At 72.9% G+C, this 26,246-nt stretch carries 24 protein-coding genes; 11 read left to right on the forward strand and 13 right to left on the reverse strand.

The features are described from left to right. The first annotated feature begins 37 nt into the window (after nt 1–37). The 4 genes from ABZ937_RS26750 to ABZ937_RS26765 all read left to right on the forward strand — a co-directional run bounded on the left by ABZ937_RS26750 (nt 38) and on the right by ABZ937_RS26765 (nt 4,023). A complete protein-coding gene (locus ABZ937_RS26750; RefSeq protein ID WP_361695859.1) occupies nt 38–958 on the forward strand; it encodes an oxidoreductase in 921 nt (306 codons plus the stop codon). Nucleotides 959–1,044: 86 nt separating this feature from the next. Beyond that, nucleotides 1,045–2,298, forward strand: coding sequence for a sugar ABC transporter substrate-binding protein (locus ABZ937_RS26755; protein WP_361695860.1), 1,254 nt, complete (start codon nt 1,045–1,047; stop codon nt 2,296–2,298). Beyond that, nucleotides 2,295–3,197: a sugar ABC transporter permease gene (locus ABZ937_RS26760; RefSeq protein ID WP_361695861.1), complete on the forward strand. Its 903-nt coding sequence runs from the start codon at nt 2,295–2,297 to the stop codon at nt 3,195–3,197. Before ABZ937_RS26755 ends, ABZ937_RS26760 begins: the two co-directional genes overlap by 4 nt. Beyond that, complete coding sequence (locus ABZ937_RS26765) at nt 3,190–4,023, forward strand: carbohydrate ABC transporter permease (RefSeq protein ID WP_361695862.1); 834 nt, start codon at nt 3,190–3,192, stop codon at nt 4,021–4,023. The genes ABZ937_RS26760 and ABZ937_RS26765 overlap by 8 nt, the downstream gene beginning before the upstream one ends. A gap of 4 nt (nt 4,024–4,027) precedes the next feature. On the opposite strand, the gene ABZ937_RS26770 is transcribed toward ABZ937_RS26765, so the two are convergent. Beyond that, nucleotides 4,028–4,831, reverse strand: a complete 804-nt coding sequence (locus ABZ937_RS26770) for an SDR family oxidoreductase (protein WP_361695863.1) — start codon at nt 4,829–4,831, stop codon at nt 4,028–4,030. A gap of 70 nt (nt 4,832–4,901) precedes the next feature. Continuing rightward, entirely contained in the window at nt 4,902–5,486 is a 585-nt protein-coding gene (locus ABZ937_RS26775) for a TetR/AcrR family transcriptional regulator (RefSeq protein ID WP_361695864.1), read from the reverse strand. A 93-nt stretch (nt 5,487–5,579) separates the two neighbouring features. Here ABZ937_RS26775 and ABZ937_RS26780 point away from each other — a divergent pair, with 93 nt between their 5' ends. Further along, nucleotides 5,580–6,563 (forward strand): NADPH:quinone reductase, encoded by a 984-nt coding sequence (locus ABZ937_RS26780; RefSeq protein ID WP_361695865.1) that lies wholly within the window; start codon nt 5,580–5,582, stop codon nt 6,561–6,563. Nucleotides 6,564–6,689: 126 nt separating this feature from the next. Here the strand turns inward: ABZ937_RS26780 and nirD are convergent, their stop codons facing one another. The 4 genes from nirD to ABZ937_RS26800 form a co-directional block, all read right to left on the reverse strand. After that, entirely contained in the window at nt 6,690–7,043 is a 354-nt protein-coding gene (nirD, locus tag ABZ937_RS26785) for a nitrite reductase small subunit NirD (RefSeq protein ID WP_361695866.1), read from the reverse strand. Further along, nucleotides 7,040–9,637 carry a nitrite reductase large subunit NirB gene (gene nirB, locus ABZ937_RS26790; protein ID WP_361695867.1) on the reverse strand — a complete coding sequence of 866 codons (2,598 nt, stop codon included), beginning with the start codon at nt 9,635–9,637 and terminating at the stop codon, nt 7,040–7,042. The genes nirD and nirB overlap by 4 nt, the downstream gene beginning before the upstream one ends. Beyond that, nucleotides 9,638–10,945, reverse strand: a complete 1,308-nt coding sequence (locus ABZ937_RS26795; protein WP_361695868.1) for an FAD-dependent oxidoreductase — start codon at nt 10,943–10,945, stop codon at nt 9,638–9,640. Nucleotides 10,946–11,064: 119 nt separating this feature from the next. Next, entirely contained in the window at nt 11,065–11,949 is an 885-nt protein-coding gene (locus ABZ937_RS26800) for an NAD(P)-binding domain-containing protein (RefSeq protein ID WP_361695869.1), read from the reverse strand. 97 nt (nt 11,950–12,046) lie between these two features. On the opposite strand from ABZ937_RS26800, the gene ABZ937_RS26805 reads away from it, so the two are divergent. Further along, complete coding sequence (locus ABZ937_RS26805; protein ID WP_361695870.1) at nt 12,047–12,394, forward strand: helix-turn-helix domain-containing protein; 348 nt, start codon at nt 12,047–12,049, stop codon at nt 12,392–12,394. A gap of 4 nt (nt 12,395–12,398) precedes the next feature. Here the strand turns inward: ABZ937_RS26805 and ABZ937_RS26810 are convergent, their stop codons facing one another. The 3 genes from ABZ937_RS26810 to ABZ937_RS26820 form a co-directional block, all read right to left on the reverse strand. Further along, the gene (locus tag ABZ937_RS26810; RefSeq protein WP_361695871.1) at nt 12,399–13,088 is read right to left on the reverse strand and encodes a class F sortase; all 690 of its coding nucleotides are present in this window, start codon (nt 13,086–13,088) and stop codon (nt 12,399–12,401) included. A gap of 120 nt (nt 13,089–13,208) precedes the next feature. After that, nucleotides 13,209–13,757 carry a hypothetical protein gene (locus ABZ937_RS26815; RefSeq protein ID WP_361695872.1) on the reverse strand — a complete coding sequence of 183 codons (549 nt, stop codon included), beginning with the start codon at nt 13,755–13,757 and terminating at the stop codon, nt 13,209–13,211. A 322-nt stretch (nt 13,758–14,079) separates the two neighbouring features. Then, the gene (locus ABZ937_RS26820) at nt 14,080–15,729 is read right to left on the reverse strand and encodes a M4 family metallopeptidase (protein ID WP_361695873.1); all 1,650 of its coding nucleotides are present in this window, start codon (nt 15,727–15,729) and stop codon (nt 14,080–14,082) included. A gap of 137 nt (nt 15,730–15,866) precedes the next feature. Here ABZ937_RS26820 and ABZ937_RS26825 point away from each other — a divergent pair, with 137 nt between their 5' ends. Then, nucleotides 15,867–16,298 carry a gamma-glutamylcyclotransferase family protein gene (locus ABZ937_RS26825; RefSeq protein WP_361695874.1) on the forward strand — a complete coding sequence of 144 codons (432 nt, stop codon included), beginning with the start codon at nt 15,867–15,869 and terminating at the stop codon, nt 16,296–16,298. 1 nt (nt 16,299) lies between these two features. Here ABZ937_RS26825 and ABZ937_RS26830 read toward each other — a convergent pair whose 3' ends face one another. The 3 genes from ABZ937_RS26830 to ABZ937_RS26840 all read right to left on the reverse strand — a co-directional run bounded on the left by ABZ937_RS26830 (nt 16,300) and on the right by ABZ937_RS26840 (nt 20,251). Then, complete coding sequence (locus tag ABZ937_RS26830; protein ID WP_361695875.1) at nt 16,300–17,130, reverse strand: arylamine N-acetyltransferase; 831 nt, start codon at nt 17,128–17,130, stop codon at nt 16,300–16,302. Nucleotides 17,131–17,187: 57 nt separating this feature from the next. After that, nucleotides 17,188–19,470, reverse strand: a complete 2,283-nt coding sequence (locus ABZ937_RS26835; protein ID WP_361695876.1) for a molybdopterin-dependent oxidoreductase — start codon at nt 19,468–19,470, stop codon at nt 17,188–17,190. 103 nt (nt 19,471–19,573) lie between these two features. After that, a complete protein-coding gene (locus tag ABZ937_RS26840) occupies nt 19,574–20,251 on the reverse strand; it encodes an ElyC/SanA/YdcF family protein (protein WP_361695877.1) in 678 nt (225 codons plus the stop codon). A 165-nt stretch (nt 20,252–20,416) separates the two neighbouring features. Between ABZ937_RS26840 and ABZ937_RS26845 the strand changes: the two genes are divergently transcribed. The 4 genes from ABZ937_RS26845 to dnaG all read left to right on the forward strand — a co-directional run bounded on the left by ABZ937_RS26845 (nt 20,417) and on the right by dnaG (nt 25,949). After that, nucleotides 20,417–21,205 carry a sirohydrochlorin chelatase gene (locus tag ABZ937_RS26845; protein ID WP_361695878.1) on the forward strand — a complete coding sequence of 263 codons (789 nt, stop codon included), beginning with the start codon at nt 20,417–20,419 and terminating at the stop codon, nt 21,203–21,205. Nucleotides 21,206–21,319: 114 nt separating this feature from the next. Next, nucleotides 21,320–22,594, forward strand: a complete 1,275-nt coding sequence (locus ABZ937_RS26850; protein ID WP_361695879.1) for a deoxyguanosinetriphosphate triphosphohydrolase — start codon at nt 21,320–21,322, stop codon at nt 22,592–22,594. A gap of 137 nt (nt 22,595–22,731) precedes the next feature. Beyond that, entirely contained in the window at nt 22,732–23,997 is a 1,266-nt protein-coding gene (locus ABZ937_RS26855; protein ID WP_361695880.1) for an FAD-dependent oxidoreductase, read from the forward strand. Nucleotides 23,998–24,044: 47 nt separating this feature from the next. Further along, on the forward strand, nt 24,045–25,949 hold the full coding sequence (gene dnaG, locus ABZ937_RS26860) for a DNA primase (RefSeq protein ID WP_361695881.1): 1,905 nt from the start codon (nt 24,045–24,047) through the stop codon (nt 25,947–25,949). 6 nt (nt 25,950–25,955) lie between these two features. Here dnaG and ABZ937_RS26865 read toward each other — a convergent pair whose 3' ends face one another. Next, nucleotides 25,956–26,222 (reverse strand): hypothetical protein, encoded by a 267-nt coding sequence (locus ABZ937_RS26865; protein ID WP_361695882.1) that lies wholly within the window; start codon nt 26,220–26,222, stop codon nt 25,956–25,958. Nucleotides 26,223–26,246 lie beyond the last annotated feature (24 nt).

The following is a 26,246-nucleotide window of genomic DNA, read 5'->3' on the forward strand; positions in this document are numbered from 1 at the left end:
TCTGGTCCGGACCCTTCACCGGCGGAGGAGCGTGCTCATGTCAGGATGGACCACCACCGACATCCCCGGCCTCACCGGCCGTACGGCCGTCGTCACCGGCGCCAACAGCGGCCTCGGCTACGTCACCGCGCGGGAGCTGGCCCGCAAGGGGGCCCAGGTGGTGCTCGCCTGCCGGAGCGAGGCGCGGGGGCGGGCGGCCGTCGAGCGGCTGGTGGGGGAGGTGCCCCGGGCGTCCGTCGAGGTCGGCCGGCTGGACCTCGGGGAGCTGGCGTCCGTGCGGGCTTTCGCGGACTCGCTGCCGTACGACCGGATCGACCTGCTCGTCAACAACGCCGGCGTGATGGCCGTACCGTACGGGACGACCGTCGACGGGTTCGAGACCCAGTTCGGCGTCAACCACCTCGGGCACTTCGCCCTCACCGGGCTGCTGCTGCCACGGCTGCTCGCCACCCCGGGCGCGCGGATCGTGACCGTGTCCAGCATGATGCACGCCCTCGCCAACATCGATCTCCGTGACCTCAACAGTGAGAAGAGATACGGGAGGTGGGTGGCCTATGCCCGGGCCAAGAGCGCCAATCTGCTGTTCACACACGAGCTGGCGCGCCGGGTGGGCAGCCGTGACCTCCTTGCGGTGGCCGCGCACCCGGGGTACGCGGCCACCAACCTCCTGACCGCCGGGCCACGGGCCGAGGGGCGGCGCGGTGCCGAGCGGCTGATGGAGCTGGCGAACCGGGTGTTCGCCCAGTCCGCGGAGGCCGGGGCGCTGCCCACGCTGTACGCGGCGACCGCGCCCGGCGTACGCACCGACTCCTTCTTCGGGCCGTCGTTCGCGATGTGGCGCGGCGCGCCGGCGCCGTCCCGGCGGGCCCCGTGGACCGTGGACGACCGGGCGTCGGCCGCGCTCTGGGCCGCCTCGGTCCGGCTGACCGGTGTGGACTTCGACTCCCTCGGCGGGTGACACACGGCCGCAACTCGCCTTTCGTAATCGCCCCGCATGGTTGATCGTTGGGCCGTGCATCGATGACGAACGTCAGGGGGCACACGATGGGGAGTTTCAGCCGTAGGACGCTGCTGGCCGCGGGCGCCGGACTGCTCACGGCGTGCGGGTCGAACACCGGGCGCGGAGGCGGCGGCTCCGGGCCACGGCTGTCGCACTGGTACCACCAGTACGGCGAGGCCGGCACCGAGCAGGCCGTCCGGCGGTACGCCGCCGCCTTCAAGAAGGCGCAGGTCAGCGTGCAATGGCGGCCGGGGAACTACGACCAGCAGACCGCCGCCGCGCTGCTCACCGACTCCGGGCCCGATGTCTTCGAGGTCAACGGGCCGACGCTGGACCAGATCCAGGGCGGCCAGGTCCTCGATCTCACCGAGCTGCTGGAGGGGGTGAAGGACGACTTCAATCCGGCCGTGCTCACGCCCAAGACGTACGACGGGAGGGTCTGGGGCATCCCCCAGGTCATCGACACGCAGCTGCTCTACTACCGCAAGAGCCTGCTCAAGAAGGCGGGAGTCGAGCCGCCGACCACCCTGGACGCCCTGGTCGACGCTGCCGGGAAGCTCACCGACAGCAAGGTCAAGGGGCTCTTCCTCGGCAACGACGGCGGCGCGGGCGTCCTCGGCGGCACCCCCTTGTACGCGGCCGGGCTCCCGCTCGTCACCGACGACGGCAAGGTCGGCTTCGACGACCCCGCGGCCGCCCGCACCCTCGGCAAGCTGCACCAGCTGTACGCCGACAGGTCCCTGCTCCTCGGCGCGCCCTCCGACTGGTCCGACCCGTCCGCCTTCCTCCAGGGCCTGACCGCGATGCAGTGGTCCGGGCTGTGGGCGCTGCCGCAGGTGGAGAGGGAACTCGGCGACGACTTCGGGGTGTTGCCCTTCCCGGGGGACGGCGGCCACGGCCGGCCCTCCGTGCCCGTCGGCGCCTACGGTGCCGCCGTCAGCGCCCGCAGCAGGAACAAGGAGGCCGCCAAGGACTACGTGAAGTGGCTCTGGGTCGAACACACCGACTACCAGGAGGACTTCGCGCTGTCCTACGGCTTCCACATCCCCGCCCGGATCTCCCTCGCCGAGAAGGCCACCCGGCTGAGGAAGGGCCCGGCCGCCGACGCCGTCCGGTTCGCCACCGACCACGGCTACGCCCAGCCGCTGCTGTGGACCCCGGCTGGCCAGACCGCCTACCAGGACGCGCTGAGCCGGATCATCAAGGACGGGGCGAGTCCGGAGAGCGAACTGCGGGCCGTCGTACGGAAGGTGTCGGCCGAACTCGACCGCGTGAAGAAAGCGCAGAGGACGTCGTGAGGCGCAACAGGGCCCTGTGGTTCTGGGTGTTCGTCGGGCCGTTCGCGCTCGGGCTCGCGCTGTTCACCTACGTTCCGCTGCTGTGGAGCGTGGGCCTGAGCTTCTTCGACGCGCACAACACCGTCACGCCCACGCACTTCGTCGGACTCGACAACTACACGGCGATGCTGCGGGACGACGCGTTCGTCGACAGCCTGAAGACGTTCCTCGTCTTCACCGCCTTCATCGTGCCCGTCACCTACGTGTTCTCCCTCTCCCTCGCCCTGATGGTCAACCGCATCGGGCGTGCCCGGGCGTTCTTCCGGTCGGTGTTCTTCCTGCCCGCCGCGTGCAGCTATGTCGTCGCGGCGCTCGTCTGGAAGATGTCCCTGTTCAACGGCGTGCGGTTCGGGCTGGCGAACACCGTCCTGGGGTGGTTCGGCGGCGACCCGGTCGCCTGGCTGTCCACCACCGACCCGCCCTGGTACTGGCTGGTCATCGTGACCGTACGGCTGTGGCTGCAGGCCGGGTTCTACATGATCCTCCTCCTCGCCGGGCTGCAGCGGATCGACCCGGCGCTGTACGAGGCGGCCGCCGTGGACGGGGCCCGGCCCGGCTGGACGGTGCTGCGGCACATCACCCTGCCCCAGCTGCGGGCCACCTCGGTCGCCGTGGTGCTGCTGCTCGTCATCAACGCCTTCCAGGCGTTCGACGAGTTCTACAACCTGTTGTCGGATGCGAGGGGGTACCCGCCGTATGCCCGGCCGCCGCTCGTCTACCTCTACTACACCGCTCTCGGGCAGGGGCAGAACCTGGGCCTCGGCAGCGCGGGCGCGGTGATACTCGCGCTGGTCATCGCCGTCGTCACGGTGGGGCAGGCGCGCTGGCTGCGGCTGGGAAGGACGGACGGCGATGGATGACGCCCTGGTGCGGGCCGGGCGGGCGCTCAGGCTGGTGGTGCTGATCGTGCTCGCCCTGCTCTTCCTGATCCCCTTCTATCTGCTCGTACGCAACGGGCTGGCCGACGAGCAGGACATCACCTCGCCCGGATGGACCTTCTTCCCCGACGAGGTGAGATGGGGGAACGTCCGGGAGCTGTTCGCGGACCCGTCCGTTCCGTTCGCCCGCTCGCTGCTCAACTCCGCGCTGATCGCCGTCGCGACGACGCTGGGCACCCTGCTCCTGGCCTCCCTCGCCGGCTACGGCCTCGCCCGCATCCCCTACCGGCACGCGAACAAGGTCTTCTACGGCATCCTGGGCACTTTGCTGGTCCCGGCGGCCGTCACCTTCGTGCCCAGCTTCGTCCTGGTGTCGTCGCTGGGCTGGGTCTCCACGCTGCGGGGGCTGATCGTCCCGACCCTGTTCTCCGCGTTCGCCTGCTTCGTCTTCCGGCAGTACTTCCTCGGATTCCCGCGGGAGCTGGAGGACGCGGCGCAGGTGGACGGGCTCGGGTACTGGCGGACGTACTGGCTCGTCGTCGTACCGCATGCCCGTCCGGTGTTCGCGGCGGTCGGGACCATCGTGTTCCTCGGCGCCTGGAACTCCTTCCTGTGGCCGCTGGTGATCGGGCAGGACCAGAGCGCCTGGACGGTGCAGGTGGCCCTGTCCTCGTTCACCACCGCCCAGGTCGTGCGGCTGCACGAGCTGTTCGTCGCGGCGGCCGTGTCGATCCTGCCGCTGCTGCTGGTGTTCCTGTGCTTCCAGCGGTGGATCGTGGCGGGCGTGGAGCGGTCGGGGATCGACTGACGGGCTACAGCGAGCCGCCGCTGTCCACCACCAGGTCGGTGCCGACGACCGATGCCGCGTCGTCCGAGGCCAGGTAGAGGACGGCGGCGGCCACCTCCTCGGTGGTGGAGATCCGGCCGAGCGGGAGCGTGGCCTTCGCCCGCTCGGTGCGGCCGGCCTCCGTCTCGCCGGGGCGGAGCGACATGGAGGTGGCGGTGGCACCGGGGCTGACCACGTTGATGCGGACGCCGTCGCCGATGTGGTCCAGGGCGGCGCCCCGGCTGAGGGCGGTCACGGCGGCCTTGGTCGCGGCGTACGCGGCGGCTCCCGCGGACGCGGCGTGCAGTCCGAACGTGGAGGACACGTTGACGATCGCGCCGCCCGACGGCTGGGTGCGCATCTGGCGGATCTGAGCCTGGAGTGCCAGGTGGACGCCGGTGACGTTGATGGCGAGCTGGGTGTGCCAGTCCTCCTCCGGCAGCTCGGCGAGGGGCTGCCCGCCCCGGAAGACACCGGCGTTGTTGACGGCCACGTCGAGCGAGCCGATGGGGGTCCCCCCGCCCGAGCGAAGCCGAGGGTGGGGGAGCTCGACGGCGGCCCGGACCAGCGCCTCGGCGTCCGCGGCCCGGGAGACGTCGGCGGTCACCGCGAGGGCCTTGCCGCCCTGTTCCTCGACCAGGCGGACGGTCTCCTCCAGCGGCTCCGGCCGGCGCCCGGCCACGACCACCCGAGCACCCTCCGCGGCGAGGGCGAGGGCCACGGCACGTCCGATGCCGGAGCCCGCGCCGGTGACGAGAGCGGTCTTGCCGGTGAAGCGGGTGGTGGTCATGATCTCCCCTTTTCTTGACCGATTGGTTCAGTATGAAGGCAGGAAACACGCCCCTCGGGTGAGGGGTGTGTCAGTCGAGCAGCGCCAGCGCCTGCTCCGCCGCGTCCCGCACCCGGGCGGGGTCCGGCGACGCCTTGCCGACGACCCGCAGGCCCTGCATCAGCACGAGCAGCATGCGGGCGAGGGTGAGCGGATCGCGCCCGGCGGGCAGCTCGCCCTGCGCCTGGGCGCGCACGAGTGCCGAGTGCAGCACGGTCTCGACGTGGTCCCAGTTGCGCTCGACCCGTCGGGCGGCGGCCGGGTCGTGCGGGGCCAGCTCGGCCGCCGCGTTGGTGACCAGGCAGCCATTCAGCCGCAGACGGGCGTCGGCGGCCTCGGCCGCGTACCGGCGCACGACCGCTCGTACGGCGGGCAGGGCCGGCCCCGGCTGCGACAGCTCCCGCACGATCGGCACCAGACCTGCCTGCTCGTACCGGTCCAACGCCTTCAGGTACAACTCGTGCTTGCTGCCGAAGGTGGCGTACAGGCTCGCCTTGCCGATGCCCAGGTGCGCGACCAGGTCGGCCATCGACGTCGCCTCGTAGCCGCGCCGCCAGAACAGCTCCAGGGCTGACTGCAGCGCGGCGTCCGGATCGAATTCCTTGGTCCTGGCCACGGATGCAGCCTAGGTTTATCGGAACGATCGGTCAAGAAATCTTGGGTGCGTCGCCCGCGCGTGCTCCCGCCGCCGGTGGCAGCATGGGATGCCATGCGTGCCGCGTACATTCAGGAGCTGGGTCCCCCGGACGTCATCCGGTACGGCGAACTGCCCGCGCCCCGGCCCGGCCCGGCCGACGTCCTGGTGGACGTCCTCGCCACCGCCGTGGACCCGGTGGACGCCTACGTACGGTCGGGGGTGTTCCGTACGGCCGTGGACTTCCCGTTCGTCATCGGCCGTGACCTGGTGGGCACGGTCGCGGAAGCGGGACCGGGCGCGACCGGCTTCCGGGCCGGGGACAGGGTGTGGTGCAACAGCCTCGGGCACGAGGGACGGCAGGGCGCGGCGGCCGAGCGGGCGGTGGTGGCGGCCGACCGGCTCTACCCGCTGCCCGACGGCGTCGATCCCGACCTCGCCGTGGCGGCGCTGCACCCGGCCGCCACCGCGTATCTCGCGCTGTTCGTCCACGGCCGCCTCCGCCTCGGCGAGACCGTGCTGGTCGCGGGCGCCGCCGGCAATGTCGGCAGCGCCCTGGTGACGTTCGCGGCGCGGGCGGGGGCCCGGGTCCTGGCCACGGCCGGCGCGCGGGACGCCGGATACTGCGCCGAGTCGGGCGCGGCCGAGGTGTTCGACTACCGGGACCCGGAGCTGACCGGGAAGATCCGCCGGGCGGCACCGAGAGGCGTCGACCTGTACCTGGACACGGCGGGCGTCAACGACCTGGAGACCTCGGTCGGCCTGCTCGCCCGCCGTGGCCGGGTGGTGCTGCTGGCCGGTGCCACGACCCGGCCCGTGCTGCCCGCCGGAGCGCTGTACATGAACGACCGCTCCGTCGTGGGCTTCGTCATCTCGCACGCGACGACCGGTGAACTCACCGAGGCCGCCACCGCCGTCAACGACCTGCTCGGGCAGGGCCTGCTGCGCCCCCGGAGCGTCGACGTGCTCCCGCTGAGCGCCGCCGCCGAGGCGCACGCGCGGATGGAGAAGGGCGAGCTGCGGGGGCGCCGGGTCGTGCTGCGTACGGACCTGACCTGAGCGCGAGCCACCGGCCGGCCCGTACGCCACCGCCTGCAGCGCCCTCACCCCTCTTCACCCGCCCGCCCGCACCCCTCTTCACCCGCCCGCCCGCACGCCTCTTCACCCGCCCGCCCGCACGCCTCTTCACCCGCCCGCCCGCACCTCGTACGCCGCCACCCGCACCGCCTCGTCGTCCAGGCACTGCCCGGTCTCCAGGTCGAAGCGCTGCTTGAGCAGCGGGGACGCCACGAACGGGCGGCCCTGGTGGGTGCCGGTCAGGCCGCGGGAGAGGACCGCCGCGCCGCCGAAGGGGTCGCGGTTGTCGATCCCGTACAGCCGGTCGGCGCGGTCGCGGAAGACGGCCACCTGGCGGCCGTCCGGCAGCAGGGCCGCGACGCCCCGGCCGGGCACCAGCCGGTGCAGGTCGCAGACCGTGAACCAGCCGTCCTCCAGTCGCAGTTGAACCTTCAGGTCGGTCGTCTCGGGTGCCAGGGTCATCGCTGGGCGCTTCCTTCCAGGGGACGGTGGCCGATGGTCAGCAGCGGCAGGTCGGGCTTGATCTGGTCGCGCTCGGGCACGAACCCGACGACCGGGTCGGGGGTGTCCGGCGCGTTGACGAACGACACGAACCGGGCGAGCTTCTCCGGGTCGTTGATGGTGGTCGCCCACTCGTCGGCGTAGTGGGCGACGTGGTCCGCCATCAGGGACTCCAGCTCCTCGCAGATGCCGAGGGAGTCCTCCACGACCACGTCGCGCACGTGGTCCAGGCCGCCGGGGATCCGCTCCAGCCAGGTGGAGGTGCGCTCCAGCCGGTCGGCGGTGCGGATGTAGAACATCAGGAACCGGTCGATCAGGCGGATCAGCTCGGCGTCCGACAGGTCCTGGGCCAGGAGGTCCGCGTGGCGCGGGGTGGCGCCGCCGTTGCCGCCGACGTACAGGTTCCAGCCGTTGGAGGTGGCGATCACGCCGAAGTCCTTCGACTGGGCCTCCGCGCACTCGCGGGCGCAGCCGGAGACGGCGGACTTGAGCTTGTGCGGGGAGCGCAGGCCCCGGTAGCGCAGCTCCAGGTCGATCGCCATGCGGACCGAGTCCTGGACGCCGTAGCGGCACCAGGTCTGCCCGACACAGGACTTCACCGTGCGCAGCGCCTTGCCGTAGGCGTGGCCCGACTCGAAGCCCGCGTCGACCAGGCGGGTCCAGATCAGCGGGAGCTGCTCGACCCGGGCGCCGAACATGTCGATGCGCTGACCGCCGGTGATCTTCGTGTAGAGGCCGAAGTCCCGGGCGATCTCGCCGATCACGATCAGGCCCTCGGGGGTGATCTCACCGCCGGGGATGCGCGGGACGACCGAGTACGAGCCGTTCTTCTGAAGGTTGGCGAGGAAGTGGTCGTTGCTGTCCTGCAGGGCCGCCTGCTCGCCGTCCAGGACGTAGCCGCTCGCGCCGATCGTCGGGGCGAGGGAGGCGATGATCGAGCCGACCGCCGGCTTGCAGATCTCGCAGCCGTCCCCGCCCTTGGCGCCGTCGCGGCCGTAGCGGTCCAGCAGGTCCTGGTAGGTGTTGATGCGCAGGGCGAGGACGATCTCGTACAGCTCCTCGCGGGTCTGGGAGAAGCAGCCGCACAGGCCCTTGTCGACGTCGACGCCGGACGCCTCCAGCTCGGCGGTGACCAGCTGGCCGAGCACCTTGACGCAACTGCCGCAGCCGGTACCGGCCTTGGTGCACTTCTTCACCTCGGGCACGGTCGTGCACCGGTGCTCGGTGACCGCGCCGCGGATCGTGCCCTTGCTGACGTTGTGGCAGGAGCAGATGATCGCGTCGTCCGGGAGGGCGGACGGTCCGAGCTGGGCCCCCGAGCCGGCTCCGGCGGGCAGGACGAGCGACTCGGGGGAGATCGGGGGCACCGAGCCGGTGAGCGCGCGCAGCGTGCCGTACGCCTCCGCGTCGCCGACCAGGATGCCGCCGAGGAGCGTGCCGTCCCGGCCGATGACCAGCTTCTTGTACAGGCCCGCACGGGAGTCGGCGTAGACGACGTCCAGGCAGTCCTCGGCGGTGCCGTGGGCGTCGCCGAAGGAGGCCACGTCCACCCCGAGCAGCTTCAGCTTGGTGGACAGGTCGGCGCCGACGAAGGCGGCCTCATCGGAGGCGATGGTGGCAGCGGCCGTCTCGGCCTGCTCGTAGCCCGGCGCCACCAGGCCGTACACCCGGCCGTCCGCCGCCAGCGCGCACTCGCCGATCGCGAACACGTGCGGGTCGGACACGGTCCGGCACTGCTCGTCCACCGCGATGCCGCCGCGCTCGCCGACCGTGAGGCCCGCGTCGCGGGCCAGCTGGTCGCGGGGGCGGACACCGGCGCTGAACACCACCAGATCGGTGGCGAGTTCGGAGCCGTCGGACAGCCTCATGCCGGTCACGGCGCCCGCCGCGTCGGTCACGATCTCCTGGGTGCCCACGCCGGTGTGGACGCTCAGGCCCATCTCCTCGATGGTCCGCAGCAGGGCCGCGCCACCGCCCTCGTCCACCTGCACCGGCATCAGGCGCGGCGCGAACTCCACGATATGCGCGTTGAGGCCGAGGCCCTTGAGCGCGCCCGCCGCCTCCAGGCCGAGCAGACCGCCGCCGACCACGGCACCCGTCGTCGCCCGTGTCTTCGCGTACTCCTCGATCGCCAGCAGGTCCTCGATGGTCCGGTACACGAAACAGCCGGTGGCGTCCTTGTTCGGCACCGGCGGCACGAACGGGTAGGAGCCGGTGGCCAGCACGAGGACGTCGTAGTCGACGACCAGGCCCGAGCGGGCGGTCACCTTCCGCGCCTCGCGGTCGATCGTCTCCGCCGGGTCGCCGACGTACAGCTCGATGCCGTGGTCCTCGATGAACCGCGTGTCGGTCAGGGAGAGGTCCTCGGGCGTCCTGCCCGAGAAGTACGAGGTGAGCTGCACGCGGTCGTACGCCGGACGCGGCTCCTCGCACAGCACGACCACGCGGTGCGTGGCGGTCAGGCCGCGCTCGGCGAGCGCTTCGAGGAAGCGCTGGCCGACCATGCCGTGGCCGACGAGCACGATCGTGGGGGTGGCCCCCAGGGTGGCGGACATTCAGGAGCCTCCATCGTTGGTGAGCAGGTGGAGCAGGGGGCCGTCACCGGGGAGCGGCTCTGCTCCCTCCCAGGCGCGGGCGAGCGCGCCGACGGTGCCGAGTTCGCCGACGAGGACCCCGCCGACCAGGCGGTCCTCACGCACGACGACCTTGCGGTAGGTGCCCCGGGTGGCGTCGGCGATCCGGACGACGTCGTCGCCGGGGCGCGCCTCGGTCTCGCCGAACGCGGCGAGGTCGAAGGGGGAGTCGGGACCGGTGAGGGTCAGCCGGGTCAGGGAGCGGGTGCCGGCGTAGCGGGCGCCCGTGTCGCCCGCGAGCAGCTCGGCGAGCGCGTCGGCCTGCTCCAGCGCGGGCGCGGCCAGACCGTAGACGGTGCCGTCGTGCTGGGCGCAGTCGCCGATGGCGTGGATGTGCGGGTCGGAGGTGCGCAGCTCGTCGTCGACGAGGATGCCCTTGTGGACGGCGAGGCCCGCCTGCTCGGCGAGGCCGGTGCGGGGCCGTACCCCGCAGGCGAGGACCACGAGGTCGGCGTCCAGGGCGTAGCCGTCGGCCAGCTCCACCGAGCGGACCGCGCCGGCGACGCAGCGCACGTCCCGTACCCGGCACTCGGTGTGCACCTCGACGCCCAGGTCGGTGAGGTGCCGCAGCACCAGCCGGGAGGCGTCCGGGTCGAGCTGGCGCTCCATGAGCCGCTCGGCCTGCTGGGCGAGCACCACCTGGGCGCCGCGCACGGCCAGCGCGCGGGCCGCGGAGACCCCGAGCAGTCCGCCGCCGATGACGACGGCGCGCACCCCCGGCCGGACCGCCTTGGCCAGGCCCAGGCAGTCGTCCATGGTGCGGAAGGCGTGGACGCCTTCGGGAAGTTGACGGTCCGCAGCGCTGTGCCTTCCCGGGGGACAACCCCCGGACCCCCGGCCGGAAAAGCGGGTCGGACCGCCTGCCCGGTGTGTCGATGCGAGGTGGGTGTCTGCGAACAGGCCGCGCAGCGGGGGCAGCACCGGGTTGGAGCCGGTGGCCAGGACGAGCGCGTCGTATGCGATCGACGTGCCGTCGGCGCAGTCGACGGTCCGGGCGGCCCGGTCGATGCCGGTCACCCGGGTGCGCAGCAGGCCGGCGGGCGCCGGGAGGGCGATCACCTCCGGGGCGTACCGGCCGGCCAGCACCTCGGCGAGCAGCACCCGGTTGTACGGCGCGTGCTCCTCCTCACCGACGAGCAGCGCGGACGCACCCAGCTCGCCGAGCCGCCGGGCGAGCCGTACGCCCGCGAGGCCGGCGCCGATCACCACCACACGCGTATTCGAGGTCATGCCCTTGAGCGTGCGGCTCCTTCGTTACCCGGCAGCATCACCTCTGTTTCCCACGAGGAACGCTGCGCTCAGCGGGCGCGGGCGGGGAATGTGAGGGTGCCGGCGGACGATCCGGCGGGTCACCGGGTGCGCAGCAGGTCCACCAGGCCGGTGGTGTCCTCGTCGCCGTGGCCGTCGGCCAGACGGCGGCGCATCAGCTCCACGAACGGGGCGAGCAGCTCCGTGCTCACGCCCTGTTCGACGGCCGTACGCAGCAGGGTGTCGTTGCCCGCCTGCATCGCCAGGTTGGAGACCACCCCGGTCGTGTAGTCGCCGGACTCCAGCCGCCCGGCCGTGTCGTGCGCCATGCCGGCCATCGCGTTCAGCCAGGGCACCAGCAGCCCGGCGAACTCCTTGAGCGCCACGTCCGCCCCGCGCAGCAGCGCGAAGGCGTGCGTGACGCCGGCGAACATGCCGTACATCCCGCTCAGCAGCGCCACGTCGTACAGCGCGGCCAGGCCCGGGTCGGCGCCGACGTACTCGGTGCCGGCCGGGACGGCGAGCGTGTCCCGGTGCTCCTGGAACAGGCCCGGGTCGCCGCTGTAAAGGACGAAGGCGCCGGGTGCGCCGATCATCGGCGGTACGGCCATGATCCCGCCGTCCAGGAAGCGGGCGCCGCGCTCCGTCGCCCAGGCGGAGCGCGCGCGGGCGTCGGCGGGCGTGCCGGTGGTGAGGTTCACCAGGTCCCGGCCGGTCAGGTCGGCGCCCTCCAGGGCGGTGCCGACCGAGGCGTCGTCCAGCAGACAGGCCACCACGAGCCGGTTCGCGGCCACCGCCTCGGCCGCGCTGCCGGCCGCCACCGCGCCCTCGGCGGTCAGCTCGGCGGTCCGCTCGGGCGTGCGGTTCCAGACGGTCAGCGGATGCCCGGCGGCGAGCCAGGCCCGCCCGAGCGCGGTGCCCATCGCACCGGTGCCGAGCAGGGTCAGGGGCGTACGGGGAGCAGAGGAGGAGAAGTCGTCGTTCATGGCGACTAGGCTCGCCCCGAGGAGCGCCCCGCGTAAGTACCTACTTCGAAGTGGGTGGTTACCTACGGGGAAGGGTGCAGGTCGGAGGGGGAACACCATGCCGGTGGGACGGCGGCCGGGGGCGTACGTCTGCGGGACGGACGCGGCGATGGACATCATCGACGGCAAGTGGAAGGTGTCGATCCTGTGGGCGCTGGGGGAGCGGCGGGTCTGCCGCTTCGGCGAGTTGCGCCGGCTGCTGCCGGGTGTCACGGAGAAGGTGCTGGCCGCGCAGCTGCGCGAACTGGAGGCCGACGGCATCGTGCACCGCGAGGAGTACGACGAGGTGCCGCCCCGCGTCGAGTACTCGCTGACCGAGGTCGGCGCCCAGCTGAACGAGGCGCTGGCGCCGCTCGGGGTGTGGGGGACGAAGCACGTGCTGGGCGGGGAGCCGGCGCCGCACTGAAGCCTCAGCGGCTGCCCGTCAGATGGGCGAACACCACCACGTTGCCCTGGTAGCCGGTGGTCCTGGAGTAGCCGCCGCCGCAGGTGATGACGCGGAGTTCGGGGCGGGGGGCGGCTCCGTACACCTTGTCGTCGGGGAAGCCGCGGGCCGAGTACACCTCCACCGCGTCCACGGTGAACACGGCCACGGTGCCGTCCCGGCGGTCGATCTCGATGCGGGCGTCCCGCTTCAGCGCGCCCAGGTCGTAGAAGACGGCGGGCCCCTCGGTGTTGTCGACGTGGCCGGCGACGATCGCGGTGCCCGTCTCGCCGGGGGTGGTGCCGGCCTCGTACCAGCCGGCCAGGTTCTTCTCCTTGGCGGGCGGCGCGTCCAGGCTGCCGGAGCGGGTGAGGGCCAGGCCGGTGAGGGGGGCGTTCACCCGGATCGCGGGGATGCGGATCCGCAGGGGCGGGGACGGTGCGAGCGCGGGGGCCGCGAGCCGCTCGACGCGCGGATCGGAGCGGCCCTCGGCGGCCGTCGGCTGCGGTGGCGCGTGGGTGCCGGTGCCGTCCAGCAGCCACACACCGGAGCCGAGGGCCACGACGGTGACGGCGGCTATGGCGGTGTCGCCGAGCCGGGCACCCGGGCCGCGGCCGGCCCCCTTGGCGGTCCTGGCGCCTCTCTCGCGCCGGGCGGTCTTGGCGCTCCTGCGCATACGAACCCCTCTCGCGGAGGCGAACCCCCTGGGTCCCCTCCCCCTCCGGGCCGCGAGGGGCATCGGACCCGGAGGGGGCGGGATGTGCGGTACCGGCGGACGGACAGCGGAGGGTGTCCGTCAGATCCCGTCGCCTCTCGCCCGGCGATGCAGGAGCCAGGTACCGCCCGCGGCGGCGACGGCCAGCGCCGCCACACCCGCCGCGGTCTGTACGGGGTCGGGGCCGAGTCCGCCGCCGACCCCCGTCTTCACGCTTCCCCGCGGCTGCACCTGTTCGGGTGCCGCTGCCGCGGCCAGTGCCACCACCAGGTCGCCCGCCACCACCCGGTCGCCCTCGGCGCACTTGGCGACGATCTCGTACGTCCCCGGCTGCGCGCTCGGCGGCACCCGGAACCGGCCGGTCGCCTCGCCCTGCTGAGCGCCGGGCGCCAGCGGGAAGACACCGGCGTCGACCGCGCTCGCGTCCCCGGTCGCGGCGCCCGGGTCCCCGCACGCGGCCGTGCTCACCGTGACCTCGGCACCGGGCGCCACGGTGGCCGGGGCCATGTCCAGGCGGCCGGGCTGCGCACTCCGGAGGGCCGCCGCGGGCACGGCGTCACCGGCGTGAGCGGGTGCCGCGGCGGCCACGGCGAGCGCGGTACCGGCCAGCAGACGGGCAGTGCGTCGCATGGTGCTCCCCAGAGCTTGTCCGACTCGTCCAGGGGTGCGCCCCTGCCCTTCCGAGGTAAGTGGCTCCCGGTCCGGCCCGCTTCCTGAGGGGACGTCAGGAATACGGTGAACGGGTGTCGGCCGCGCCACCCGGGCGGGCTAGTCCGGCCGGGATTCCGGCAGGTCACGGGCGTGCGCGGGGCCACCGGAAGACTGCGGTATGAAGAACACACGAATGGAGCGGCGGGCACCGATGAACGGGTGACGGGGTATCAGTGCGGGACACGGCAGACGGAAGGCCGGCGCCCGCCCGGGGCACCGGCCTTCCGCTGTCCTCGCCGGGTCAGGTGACGTTGACCGCGCTCCAGGCGGCGGCCACCGCGTTGTACTCCGTGCTGCCCGCGCCGTAGAGGTCCTTCGCCGCGCTGAGGGTCGCCGTCCGGGCGCCCTTGTAGTTCGTCGAGGACGTCATGTAGACCGTCAGCGCCCGGTACCAGATCCTGCCGACCTTGTCCCGGCCGATGCCGGTGACCGTCGAGCCGTTGTACGTCGGCGAGTCGTAGCTGACGCCGTTGATGGTCTTCGCACCGCTGCCCTCGGCGAGCAGGTAGGCGAAGTGGTTGGCGACGCCGGAAGAGTAGTGGACGTCCAGGTTCCCGACCGAACTGCTCCAGTAGTCGGCGGAGTTCCCGTCCTTGGACGGCTTGTCCATGAACCGCAGGGCCGCCTTGCCGAAACCGGGCTTCACGATCTTCTCGCCGATGAGGTAGTCACCGGAGTCCGAGGAGTTGTCCGCGTACCACTCGACCATCGTGCCGAGGATGTCGGAGGTGGCCTCGTTCAGCCCGCCGGACTCGCCCGAGTAGGTCAGCGCGGCGGTCTTGGACGTCACGCCGTGCGTCATCTCGTGCCCGGCGACGTCCAGGGAGACCAGCGGTCCGAAGGTGGTCCCGTCACCGTCGCCGTACGTCATGCAGAAGCAACTGTCGTCCCAGAAGGCGTTGTTGTAGTTGCTGCCGTAGTGGACGCGGTTGTACGAGCCCTTGCCGTCACCGGCGATGCCGGTGCGGCCGTGGACGTTCTTGTAGTAGTCCCAGGTCTCGTCGGTGCCGTACTGGGCGTCGACGGCGGCCGAGGCGCGGTCCGCGGTGGTGCCCGAGCCCCAGTGGTTGTCGGCGTCCGTGAACAGGGTCGCGGGGGCCCGGCTGAAGCAGATGCCGAAGAGGCACAGGTCGGTCTTGTTCTCCGCGTCACCGGTGTAGGTGTTCCCGCGGGTCGGGTCCTTGAGCTGGTACGACGACCCGGACTGGGTGGTCTCCAGCGGCACGGTCCCGCTGTAGAGCGCCTTCCCGTCGCCGGTGGCCGTCTCGATGCTGTCCCAGGCGTCGATCCGGGCGCCGGTGCGCGCGTCGGTCAGCACGGTCCGGGCGACCGGGTTGCCGAGCGAGTCCAGGCCGACGGCGTCGGTGCGCCAGGCCAGCTTCGGGCTGCCGTGCAGGGCGTCGACCACCAGCACCGGTTTGGCCTTGGCCTGCTTCAGCGTGGTGCCCGGGTTGGCCGCGCGCAGCGCGCTCACCGCGAGGCCGGCGGCCTTCGGGCCGGAGACCTTCGGGGTGACGGAGGGCACGGAGATCGCCTGCCGGGTGGCGCGGTCGGCGCCGCGGTAGGCGCCGTCCGGGGCGAGGTGGACGACGAAGTCGCCGCCCAGGACGGGGAGTCCGCGGTAGGTGCGGTCGTAGCGGACGTGCTGGACGCCGTCCTTGTCCACGATCACGTCCCGGACGCTGGTGTCCTGGGGGGAGGTGAGCCCCAGGGTCGCCGCGTGGGCCAGGAGTGCCGACGCCGCGTTCTCGATCGCGGTGGCCGGGGTCGGTCTGCCGTCGGCGTGGGCGGCGGGGGAGAGGCTGACGGCCAGCAGGGTCGCGGTCGTGACGGCGACACCGGCGGTGGCTGTGCGACGGGTTCCTCGGACGTGCTGCCGTATCCGGCTCATCTGTCTCCTCGGGGAGGCGCCAGGCTGGGCGTGGGGGTGGCGCTGGTTCCCTGAGATTTAAGAGTCCATGACATGTCATGTCCATAGAATCTTCATGGAGATGTGTGGGGAGCCGGCGAGGGTACAGAATCGTTTCCGTGATCGCTGACGAGGCCTCCCGCCCCCTGCCCTTCTTCGTCTACGGCACGCTCCGCCCCGGCGAGGTCAACCACGACCTGTTCCTGCGCGGCCACACCCTCTCCGCGGAACCGGGCCACCTCACCGACGCCGTGCTGTACAACGGCCCCGGCTACCCCTACGCCGTCGACGCGCCCGGCGAAACCGTGCGCGGGGAGCTGGTGACCGCCCGGCCGGAGGCGTACGAGGAGCTGCTCGCCGCGCTGGACTGCCTGGAGGAGTACGTGCCGGGCGACCCCCGCAACCTCTACGAGCGCGCCGCCCGCGACGTCGTACGCGCCGCCGGCGGCACCGTCCGGGCCTGGGTCTACCTGGCCGCCCCGCGCGTCGCCGCCCGGCTGCGCGACACCGGCACGCGCATCGGGGGCGGCGACTGGTTCTCCCGCCGCTGACTCAGCCCAGCAGAAGCAGCCCCTCGGGCACCTCGACGCCGAACTCCTCCGTCACCAGGCGGCGCGCCTCGGCCTCGTCCGTCAGCGTGCGCTCGGTCACCGTGGCGTCCGCGAGGGTCTCGGTGAACCGGGCGCCGTCCAGCGAGAGATGGCGCCCGGCGGTGGTCCGCTGCAGATAGGGGCGGCGGGTGAAGGGGGAACGCGGGTGGGTGCCGACGAACCAGTTGAACACCTCGAAGTCGTTCGCGGCGAACGGCTCCCGCGTGAACGCGTACTGCCCTGCCCAGTCCCCGCTCCGCCGGTCGTACAGCTGCAACTCCAGCAGCTCCAGCGGCCCGTGGTGCGGCAGCCGCGCCAGCCGGTGCCGGCGCCCGGCGCCCTCGAACTCGGTGCCGGTCACCAGCGGCACCGGCAGCAGCAGCGCGCCCGGCGCGCCGAAGCCGACGTCCGCCAGATACGGCTGCGGCTCGCCCTCCACCTCGACCTGGAGCATCGCGTGCGTACGCGGCCGGCTCTCCGGCGTCTCGGCGCCCACCGTGGGCCGGCCGGCCAGCGCGGTCACCCGGAAGCCGAGCGCCTCCAGCGCCAGCCGGAGCAGGATGTTGTGCTCGTAGCAGTAGCCGCCGCGCCGACCGTGGATCATCTTGGCCATCAGGTCGGCGGGCGCGAGCGAGGGCGCCGAGCCCCGCAGCGGGTCCAGGTTCTCGAAGGGCAGCGACAGCGCGTGCGCCAGATGCACCCCCCGCAGGGTGTCGAGGCCGGCCCGCCGTTCGCCCTTCCATCCGATGCGGTCGAGATAGGCGTCGAGGTCGTACTGCTCGGTGTCGGACATGCCGTCGAACCTACGCGAACCCGTCCGCCCGCACCGCGTCCGGCGGACCGAACCGGACTACTTCCCTGGCCCTACGACCTCCACCCGCACCGCGCACGACTTGAACTCCGGCATCCGTGACGTCGGGTCCAGGGCCGGGTTGGTGAGGGTGTTGGCGCGGCCCTCGCCCGGCCAGTGGAAGGGCATGAACACGGTGTCCGGGCGGATGGCACCGGTGATCCGGGCCGGCGCCACGGCCCGGCCGCGCCGCGAGACCACCGCCACCGGGTCCCCGTCGGCCGCCCCCAGCCGGGCGGCGAGCCGCGGATGCAACTCCACGAACGGCCCCGGCGCCGCCGCGTTCAGCTCCGCCACCCGCCGGGTCTGCGCCCCCGACTGGTACTGCGCCACGACCCGCCCGGTGGTCAGCAGCAACGGGTACTCGGCGTCCGGCTCCTCGGCGGTGGCCCGGTACGTCACGGGAACGAACCGGGCACGGCCGTCGGGGGTGGCGAAACGGTCGAGGAAGAGGCGGGGAGTGCCGGGGTGCACGACGACACCGCCGGCGTCCGCCGCCGGGTCGTCCGGCAGTGCGGCCGGCGTCGGGTCCTCGCCGGCAACCGCGGAGGCGACGGTTCCTGCCGTGCCGCCGTCCGCGCCCGCGACTCCGGCTCCCGCCTCGGCTCCCGCCGCGGTTCCGTCCGCGACCGCGTCCCCGGCGGCACCCCCGGCCATCGGATCCGCCGGTTCTGCCGGTTCCTCCGGGCACGGCCAGAAGACACCGTCCTCCTCGGCCAGCCGCCGGTAGGTGATGCCCGAGTAGTCCGCCGGACCGCCCGCGCTGGCCCGCCGCAGCTCCTCGAAGACCTCCTCCGGGTCGGCCGGGAAGCCCTTCTCCACGCCGAGCCGGCCGGCCAGCTCGTGCAGGACGTACAGGTCGCTGCGGACGCCGGGCGGGGGAGCGACGGCCCGGCGGCGCAGCAGCACGCGGCCCTCCAGGCTGGTCGTCGTGCCCGTCTCCTCCGCCCACTGGGTCACCGGCAGCACGACGTCCGCCAGTTCCGCCGTCTCCGACAGGACGACGTCGGCCACGGCCAGGAAGTCCAGCGACCGCAGCCGCTCCTCGACGTGGGCCGCGCGGGGAGCGGACACCACCGGGTTGGAGCCCATCAGCAGCAGCGCCCGCACGTCCGTGCCGAGCGCGTCGAGCAACTCGTACGCGCTGCGCCCCGGCCCGGGCAGACTGTCCGGGTCCACGCCCCACACACCCGCCACGTGCGCCCGCGCCGCCGGGTCGTCCAGCTTGCGGTAGCCGGGCAACTGGTCGGCCTTCTGGCCGTGTTCGCGCCCGCCCTGCCCGTTTCCCTGCCCGGTGAGGCAGCCGTACCCGGACAGCGGGCGGCCCGCCCGGCCGGTCGCCAGGCACAGGTTGATCCACGCGCCCACCGTGTCCGTGCCCTTGGACTGCTGCTCCGGCCCGCGCGCGGTGAGCACCATCGCCGCCTCCGGCTCGCAGAACAGCCGGACCGCCTCGCGCAGTTGCGGCACCGGCACCCCGGTGATCCGCTCCACGTACTCCGGCCAGTGCGCCATCGCCGCGGACCGGGCCTCCTCCCAGCCCGAGGTCCGCTCTGCGATGAACTCCTCGTCCGTCCGCCCCTCCGCCACCACCAGGTGCAACAGGCCGAGGGCGAGCGCGAGATCGGTACCGGGCCGGGGCGCCAGATGCAGGTCGGCCTGCTCGGCGGTCCGGGTCCGGCGCGGGTCCACGACGATCAGCGTGCCGCCGTTCTCCCGCAGCTCCGTGAAGAAGCGCAGCGACGGCGGCATGGTCTCGGCCAGGTTGGACCCGACGAGGATCACGCACCCCGTCTTCGGGATGTCCTCCAGCGGGAACGGCAGCCCCCGGTCCAGACCGAACGCCTTCGTGCCGGCCGCCGCGGCCGACGACATGCAGAACCGGCCGTTGTAGTCGATCTGCGAGGTGCCCAGCACCACCCGCGCGAACTTGCCCAGCGCGTACGCCTTCTCGTTGGTCAGCCCGCCCCCGCCGAACACCCCGAGCGCGTCCGCGCCGTACCGCTCCCGCGTCGCCCCGAGCCGCTCGGCGATCAGGCCCAGCGCCCGGTCCCAGCCCGCCTCCACCAGCCGGCCGCCCTCCCGCACCAGCGGCGCGGTCAGCCGCACCGCCGGCGACAGCACCTCGGCCGCCGTGCGGCCCTTGCCGCACAGCGCGCCCCGGTTGACGGGGAAGTCGGCGCGCTCGGTGACCTCGACGCCCCCCTGCGGCAGGGGCGTGATGTTCATCCCGCACTGCAAGGCGCAGTACGGGCAGTGGGTGGGCGTCGAGGCGTTCTCCATACCGCCCAGCGTGCGTCCGGCGTGTTACGGCCCCGGGTCGCATCCGGTTACACGCCCGGCACGGCGACCTCCCCGCCAGTCCCCGGCCACCGTGAGGCCCCCGTCACCGCCCGGCGGCGAGCGCCCGCGCCACCCCGGGCTCCTTCGGCCCCAGGAACCGCGGATCCGGCCGGAACACCGCGTCCAGCGCCGCCTTGCCCGCCGCGAACACCTCGCGCGTACCGCCGTAGTACCAGGTCACGTCGTGCTTCGCGTCGACCCCGACACCGTACGAGTCGACCCCCGCGGCCTCGCACAGCGCCACCGCCCGCCGGATGTGGAAGCCCTGGCTGATCAGCACCGCCCGGTCCACCCCGAAGATCTTCTTGGCCCGGACACAGGAGTCCCAGGTGTCGAACCCGGCGTAGTCGCTGACGATCCGCCGGTCCGGCACCCCGTGCTTCGTCAGGTACGCGCGCATGGCGTCCGGTTCGTCGTAGTCCTCGCGACTGTTGTCCCCGGTGACCAGGACCACCTCGATCCGGCCCGCCCGGTACAGCTTCGCCGCCGCGTCCAGCCGGTGCGCGAGATACGGCGACGGCTCCCCGTCCCACAGCCCCGCCCCGAACACCATCGCGACCTCGGTACGCGGCACGTCCGCCGTCGTCCGCAGCCGGTCCGCCGTGGACACGTACAGCCAGGTCGCCGGCAACAGCGCCAGCACACACCCGGCCATGACGGCCTGCACCAGCCGGCGCTGCCCGGTACGCGTACGCGGCCAGCGCGGCCGACGGATCTTCATGCGCCCCCCTGAGATCGGTTCCGGTGATCGGCTCCGACCCTGGAGGACGCCACCGGCACCGATCCGGTTCGCCTCACACTCCGTGGCCGCCCACGGTGATCGTACGGAAAATCCCCGTGACGGTCCGGCAACGGCGACGCAACGTCCGGCCGCCAGGATCCTTCCATGACGGCGTCCACCCCACCCCGCACCAGCGGCCGGCTCGTCTCCCCGCTCGGCGGCCGCCGCCCGGCCCCGCCGGCCCTCGTCCTGGTCGCCCACGGCAGCCGCGACCCCCGGGCGCTCACCACCGTACGGGCCCTCATGGCACGCGTACGGGAGCTGCGCCCCGCCCTCCCCGTCCACCTGGGCCACATCGAGCTGAACGAGCCCCTGCTCCCCGGCACCCTCGCCGCCCTCGGCAGCGCCCCCGCCGTCCTCGTCCCGCTCCTGCTGGGCAGGGGCTACCACGTCAAGCAGGACATCCCGGAGATGGCCGCGGCGGCCTCCCGCGGCATCCGCACGGCCCCGCCCCTCGGCCCGCACCCCCTCCTCGCCGAGGCCCTGCACGCCCGCCTGCTGGAGGCCGGCTGGCCGGCCGAGACGGACGACACCGCCCGCCGCTCGACCGCCGTCGTCCTCGCCGCGGCCGGCTCCCGCGACCCCGACTCGGCCACGGACACCGCGCACACGGCCCGCCTCCTGTCCGCCCGCCTGGGCGTCCCGGTGGTCCCCGCGTACGCCTCGGCGGCGAGCCCGACGGTCCCGGAGGCGCTGCGCGCGCTGGCGGCCCGGGGCCGGCACAGCGTGGCCGTCGCGTCGTACTTCACGGCACCGGGGCGGTTCGCGACGCAGTGCGCGCAGGCGGCGCCCTGGATCGCCTCGGCCCCGCTGGGAGCCCACGAGGCGATGGCCGGCCTGGTCCTGCACCGCTACGACGAGAGCTTGTCGACAAGGTCGGCCGAAGCCGCCTGAGGGGCGCGGGGCTGTATCGATGTGCGGCTCCGCCGCGTGGGCGCGACAAGCCACAACGAACCCGCAGCCGCCCGAAAACAGAACCAGGCAGACGAGTGGGCTTACTGTCGACTCATGGAAGGCACCGCACTCAACACGGCATACGACCCGACGTCAGTCGAACGCTGGGCCCCCGAACCCGACAAACGCCCCGGCCGCACCGCCTTCCAACGCGACCGCGCCCGCATCCTCCACTCCGCCGCGCTCCGCCGTCTCGCCGGCAAGACGCAGGTGGTGACCCCCGGCACCCGCGGTCACGCCTGGGACGCCAGCCCCCGCACCCGGCTCACCCACTCCCTCGAGTGCGCCCAGGTCGGCCGGGAGCTCGGCGCGGCCCTCGGCTGTGACCCCGATCTGGTGGAGGCGGCCTGTCTCTCCCACGACCTCGGCCACCCGCCCTTCGGCCACAACGGCGAAACCGCGCTGAACGAGTTCGCCGACGACTGCGGCGGCTTCGAGGGCAACGCCCAGTCCCTGAGGCTCCTCACCCGCATCGAGCCCAAGCGCTTCACCGAGGACCGCTCCGTCGGCCTCAACCTGACCCGCGCCGCCCTCGACGCCGCCACCAAGTACCCCTGGCCGCGCGGCACGCACCCCACCGACCCGGCGTCGCGGAAGTTCGGTGTGTACGAGGACGACCGCCCGGTGTTCGACTGGGTCCGCAAGACCGCCCCCGGCACCCGCACCTGCTTCGAGGCCCAGGTCATGGACTGGTCGGACGACGTGGCGTACTCGGTGCACGACGTCGAGGACGGCCTGCACGCCGGCCACATCGACCCCAACTGCCTGCACGCCGAGCCGGAACGGCAGGCCGTGTTCGAGGTGGCCATCGGCCGGTACGTGCCCGCGGACACCGACCCGGCCGAGCTGGCCGCCGCCCTCGACCGCCTCCAGGACGAGGAGTGGTGGCCGCACGGCTACGACGGCACCGCCGTCGCCCAGGCCCGCCTGAAGGACGCCACCAGCCAGCTCATCGGCCGGTTCTGCCTGGCCGCCGAGACCGCCACGCGCGCCGCGTACGGCACCGGCCGGCTCACCCGCTACGCCGCCGAACTGGTCGTACCCCGCGCGACCCGCATGGAGTGCGCGGTGCTCAAGGCGGTCGCCGACCGTTATGTGATGCAGCGCGCCGAGCAGGAGCGGCTGCGCGCCGACCAGCGGGTGGTCGTCGCGGAGCTGGCCGAGGCGCTCACCGCCCGCGCGCCCGACGGGCTGGAGCCCCAGTTCCGGGCGCTGTTCGACGAGGCGGAGGACGACCGGGCGCGCAAGCGGGTGATCGTCGATCAGATCGCCTCCCTCACGGACGCCTCCGCCCGCTCGCTGCACGCGAGACTGACGGGGCATATGTGAGAGGAACATGACCCTCCGTGGCCTGATCGGGTCACTCCCTCTTCCCGCAGCACGCCGCGTGCGGGACGCTCGCCTATGGCGGCACCCGCCGTGTTTTCTGAGGGGACACCCCTCGGACACCCCGTAGGAGGCATCAAGTGGTCGACGCGGACCAGACATTCGTCATCGTCGGAGGCGGTCTCGCCGGCGCGAAGGCGGCCGAGACGCTCCGGGCGGAGGGCTTCAGCGGACGGGTGATACTGATCTGCGACGAACGCGACCACCCGTACGAGCGTCCCCCGCTGTCCAAGGGCTATCTGCTCGGCAAGGAGGAGCGGGACAGCGTCTTCGTGCACGAGCCCGCCTGGTACGCGCAGAACGACATCGAGCTGCACCTCGGCCAGACCGTGGACCGGATCGACCGCACGGCGAAGACGGTCCGCTTCGGCGACGACGGCACGATCGTCCGCTACGACAAGCTGCTCCTGGTCACCGGCGCCGAACCGCGCCGCCTCGACATCCCCGGCACCGGCCTGGTGGGCGTCCACCACCTGCGCCGCCTCGCGCACGCCGAGCGCCTCAAGGGCGTCCTGCAGCACCTCGGCCGGGACAACGGGCACCTCGTGATCGCCGGCGCCGGCTGGATCGGCCTGGAGGTCGCGGCGGCGGCCCGCGAGTACGGCGCGGAGGTCACGGTGATCGAACCGGCGCCGACCCCGCTGCACGGCGTCCTCGGCCCCGAGCTGGGCAACGTCTTCGCCGAGCTGCACCGCGAGCACGGTGTCCGCTTCCACTTCGGGGTGCGGCTCACCGAGATCGTCGGCCAGGACGGCATGGTCCTCGCGGCCCGCACGGACGACGGCGAGGAACACCCGGCGCACGACGTCCTCGCGGCGATCGGCGCCGCCCCGCGGACCGCCCTCGCGGAGGCGGCGGGCCTGGAGATCGCCGACCGGGCGCACGGCGGCGGCATCCTCGTGGACGAACGGCTGCGCACCTCGGACCCGGACATCTACGCGGCCGGAGACGTGGCGTCCTTCCCGCTCGCCCTGTTCGACACCCGGGTCCGCGTGGAGCACTGGGCGAACGCCCTGAACGGCGGCCCGGCCGCGGCACGCTCGATGCTCGGCCAGGAGCTGACCTACGACCGCGTGCCGTACTTCTTCACCGACCAGTACGACCTGGGCATGGAGTACAGCGGGTGGGCGCCGCCCGGCTCGTACGACGAGGTGGTGATCCGGGGCGACGCCGGCAAGCGGGAGTTCATCGCGTTCTGGATGAAGGAGGGACGCGTGCTGGCCGGGATGAACGTGAACGTGTGGGATGTCACAGAGCAGATCCAGAACCTGATCCGTTCCCGGGCCCAGGTGAACATCGAGGCGCTCTCGGACCCGCACGTACCGTTGGACAGCCTCGCCTCCTGACCCCGGCGAGCACCGGGACTGTCACCGCGCCCCCGTAGAATTCACTCGTGGCAGGACGGATCAACGACGAGGACGTGAAGGCGGTACGGGACGCGGTCCCGATCGACGCCGTGGTCTCCGAGTACCTCCAGCTGCGCAACGCGGGCGGCGGCAACCTCAAGGGCCTGTGCCCGTTCCACGACGAGAAGTCGCCGTCCTTCCAGGTCAGCCCGAGCAAGGGACTCTTCCACTGCTTCGGCTGCCAGGAGGGCGGCGACACCATCACCTTCGTGATGAAGGTGGACCACCTCTCCTTCTCGGAGGCGGTCGAGCGGCTGGCCGCCCAGGCCGGCATCACGCTGCGGTACGAGGAGGGCGGGTACAACCCGGCCCACCAGCGCGGCGAGCGCATCCGCCTGGTCGAGGCGCACAAGATCGCCGCGCAGTGGTACGCGGAGCAGCTGGCCACCAGCCCCGAGGCCGAGACCGGCCGGATCTTCCTCGCCGAGCGCGGCTTCGACCAGGCCGCCGCCGTCCACTTCGGCGTCGGCTACAGCCCCCAGGGCTGGGACCACCTCACCCGCTACCTGCGCGGCAAGGGCTTCACCGACAAGGAGCTGGTGCTGTCCGGGCTGTCCCAGGAGGGGCGCCGCGGGCCCATCGACCGCTTCCGGGGCCGGCTGATGTGGCCGATCCGGGACATCGGCGGCGAGGTCGTCGGCTTCGGTGCGAGGAAGCTCTACGAGGCGGACAACGGCCCCAAGTACCTCAACACCCCCGAAACGGCGATCTACAAGAAATCGCAGGTGCTCTACGGCATCGACCTGGCGAAGAAGGACATCGCCAAGGCCAGCCGGGCGGTCGTGGTCGAGGGCTACACCGACGTCATGGCCTGCCACCTCGCCGGAGTGACGACGGCCATCGCCACCTGCGGTACGGCCTTCGGCGGCGACCACATCAAGATCCTCCGCCGGCTCCTGATGGACAACGGCTCGGCCCGCGTGATCTTCACCTTCGACGGCGACGCGGCCGGTCAGAAGGCCGCCCTGCGCGCCTTCGAGGACGACCAGAAGTTCGCCGCGGAGACGTACATCGCCATCGCGCCGGACGGCATGGACCCCTGCGAACTCCGCCTGGCCAAGGGCGACGAGGCGGTCAGCGACCTGGTCGAACCCCGCACCCCGCTCTTCGAGTTCGCCCTCCGCCAGATCGTCAGCCGGTACGACCTGGACACCCCGGCGGGCCGCGCGGCGGCGCTGGACGAGGCCGCGCCGATCGTCGCCCGGATCAAGAACAGCGGCGCCCAGCACGAGGTCGCCGTCGAGCTGGCCGGCATGCTCGGCATCCTCGACACCCAGTTCGTGGTCCGCCGGGTGGCCCAGCTGGCCCGCTGGGCCCGCGACGGCAAGGGCTCCCAGCAGGAGGACCGGCGCCGCCGGCCCGAACAGCAGTGGGCCGAGTCCCCACGCCCCGCGAACTCCGGCCCGGCGCTCACCCTGCGCAACCCGGTGTTCGCCGCGGAACGCGAACTGCTCAAACTCGCCCTCCAGCGCCCCGAGCTGGTCTCCCCGGCGTTCGACGCCTACGGTGTGGACGAGTTCACGGCCCCGCCGTACGCCGCCGTGCGCCAGGCCGTCGCGGAGGCGGGCGGCGCCGAGTACGGCGTCGCGGACCCGCAGGAGTACCTGGTCCGTGTCCGCGAGGCCGCGCCCGACGACACGGTCCGCGCGATGGTCACCGAGCTGGCCGTCGAACCGATCCTGCGCCGCACGGTGGACGACACGTACGCCGGCACGGTCCTGGTGGTGATCCGCCGCCGCGCCGTGGAACGCCGCATCCGCGACATCCAGTCCCAGATGACCCGCCTGGCCACCGGCGGTGACCCGGCCCAGCTGGCGGCCGTACAGAACGAGCTGTGGGTACTCCAGCAGTACGACCAGGCGTTGCGGGAGCGGGGCGCGGAGGCGCTGTAACGGCAGCTACTGCCCCGGCGGCGTGATCCCGAAGTGCGCCAGCAACTGCCGCTGGCCCGTGACGAGGGAACGGAGCATCTCGCCGTGCCTCAACTGGGTGTCGCGCATGGCGCGAATGAACTCCATGTCGGAGCGCCGGTGGCCCCGCAGCGTCGCCGCGTCGATCTCCGCGGTCTCGGCAAGGTGCCGGATGACCACCTGTTCCTTCTGCACCTGGTCGAGCGGTGCCTCCAGCGCCTCCACGCGCCGCCGCAGCTCCTCGATCTCACCCATGCGTTCCATCCTGCCCCAAATCTC

Source organism: Streptomyces sp. NPDC046727, assembly GCF_040645635.1.
Taxonomy (GTDB): Bacteria; Actinomycetota; Actinomycetes; order Streptomycetales; family Streptomycetaceae; genus Streptomyces.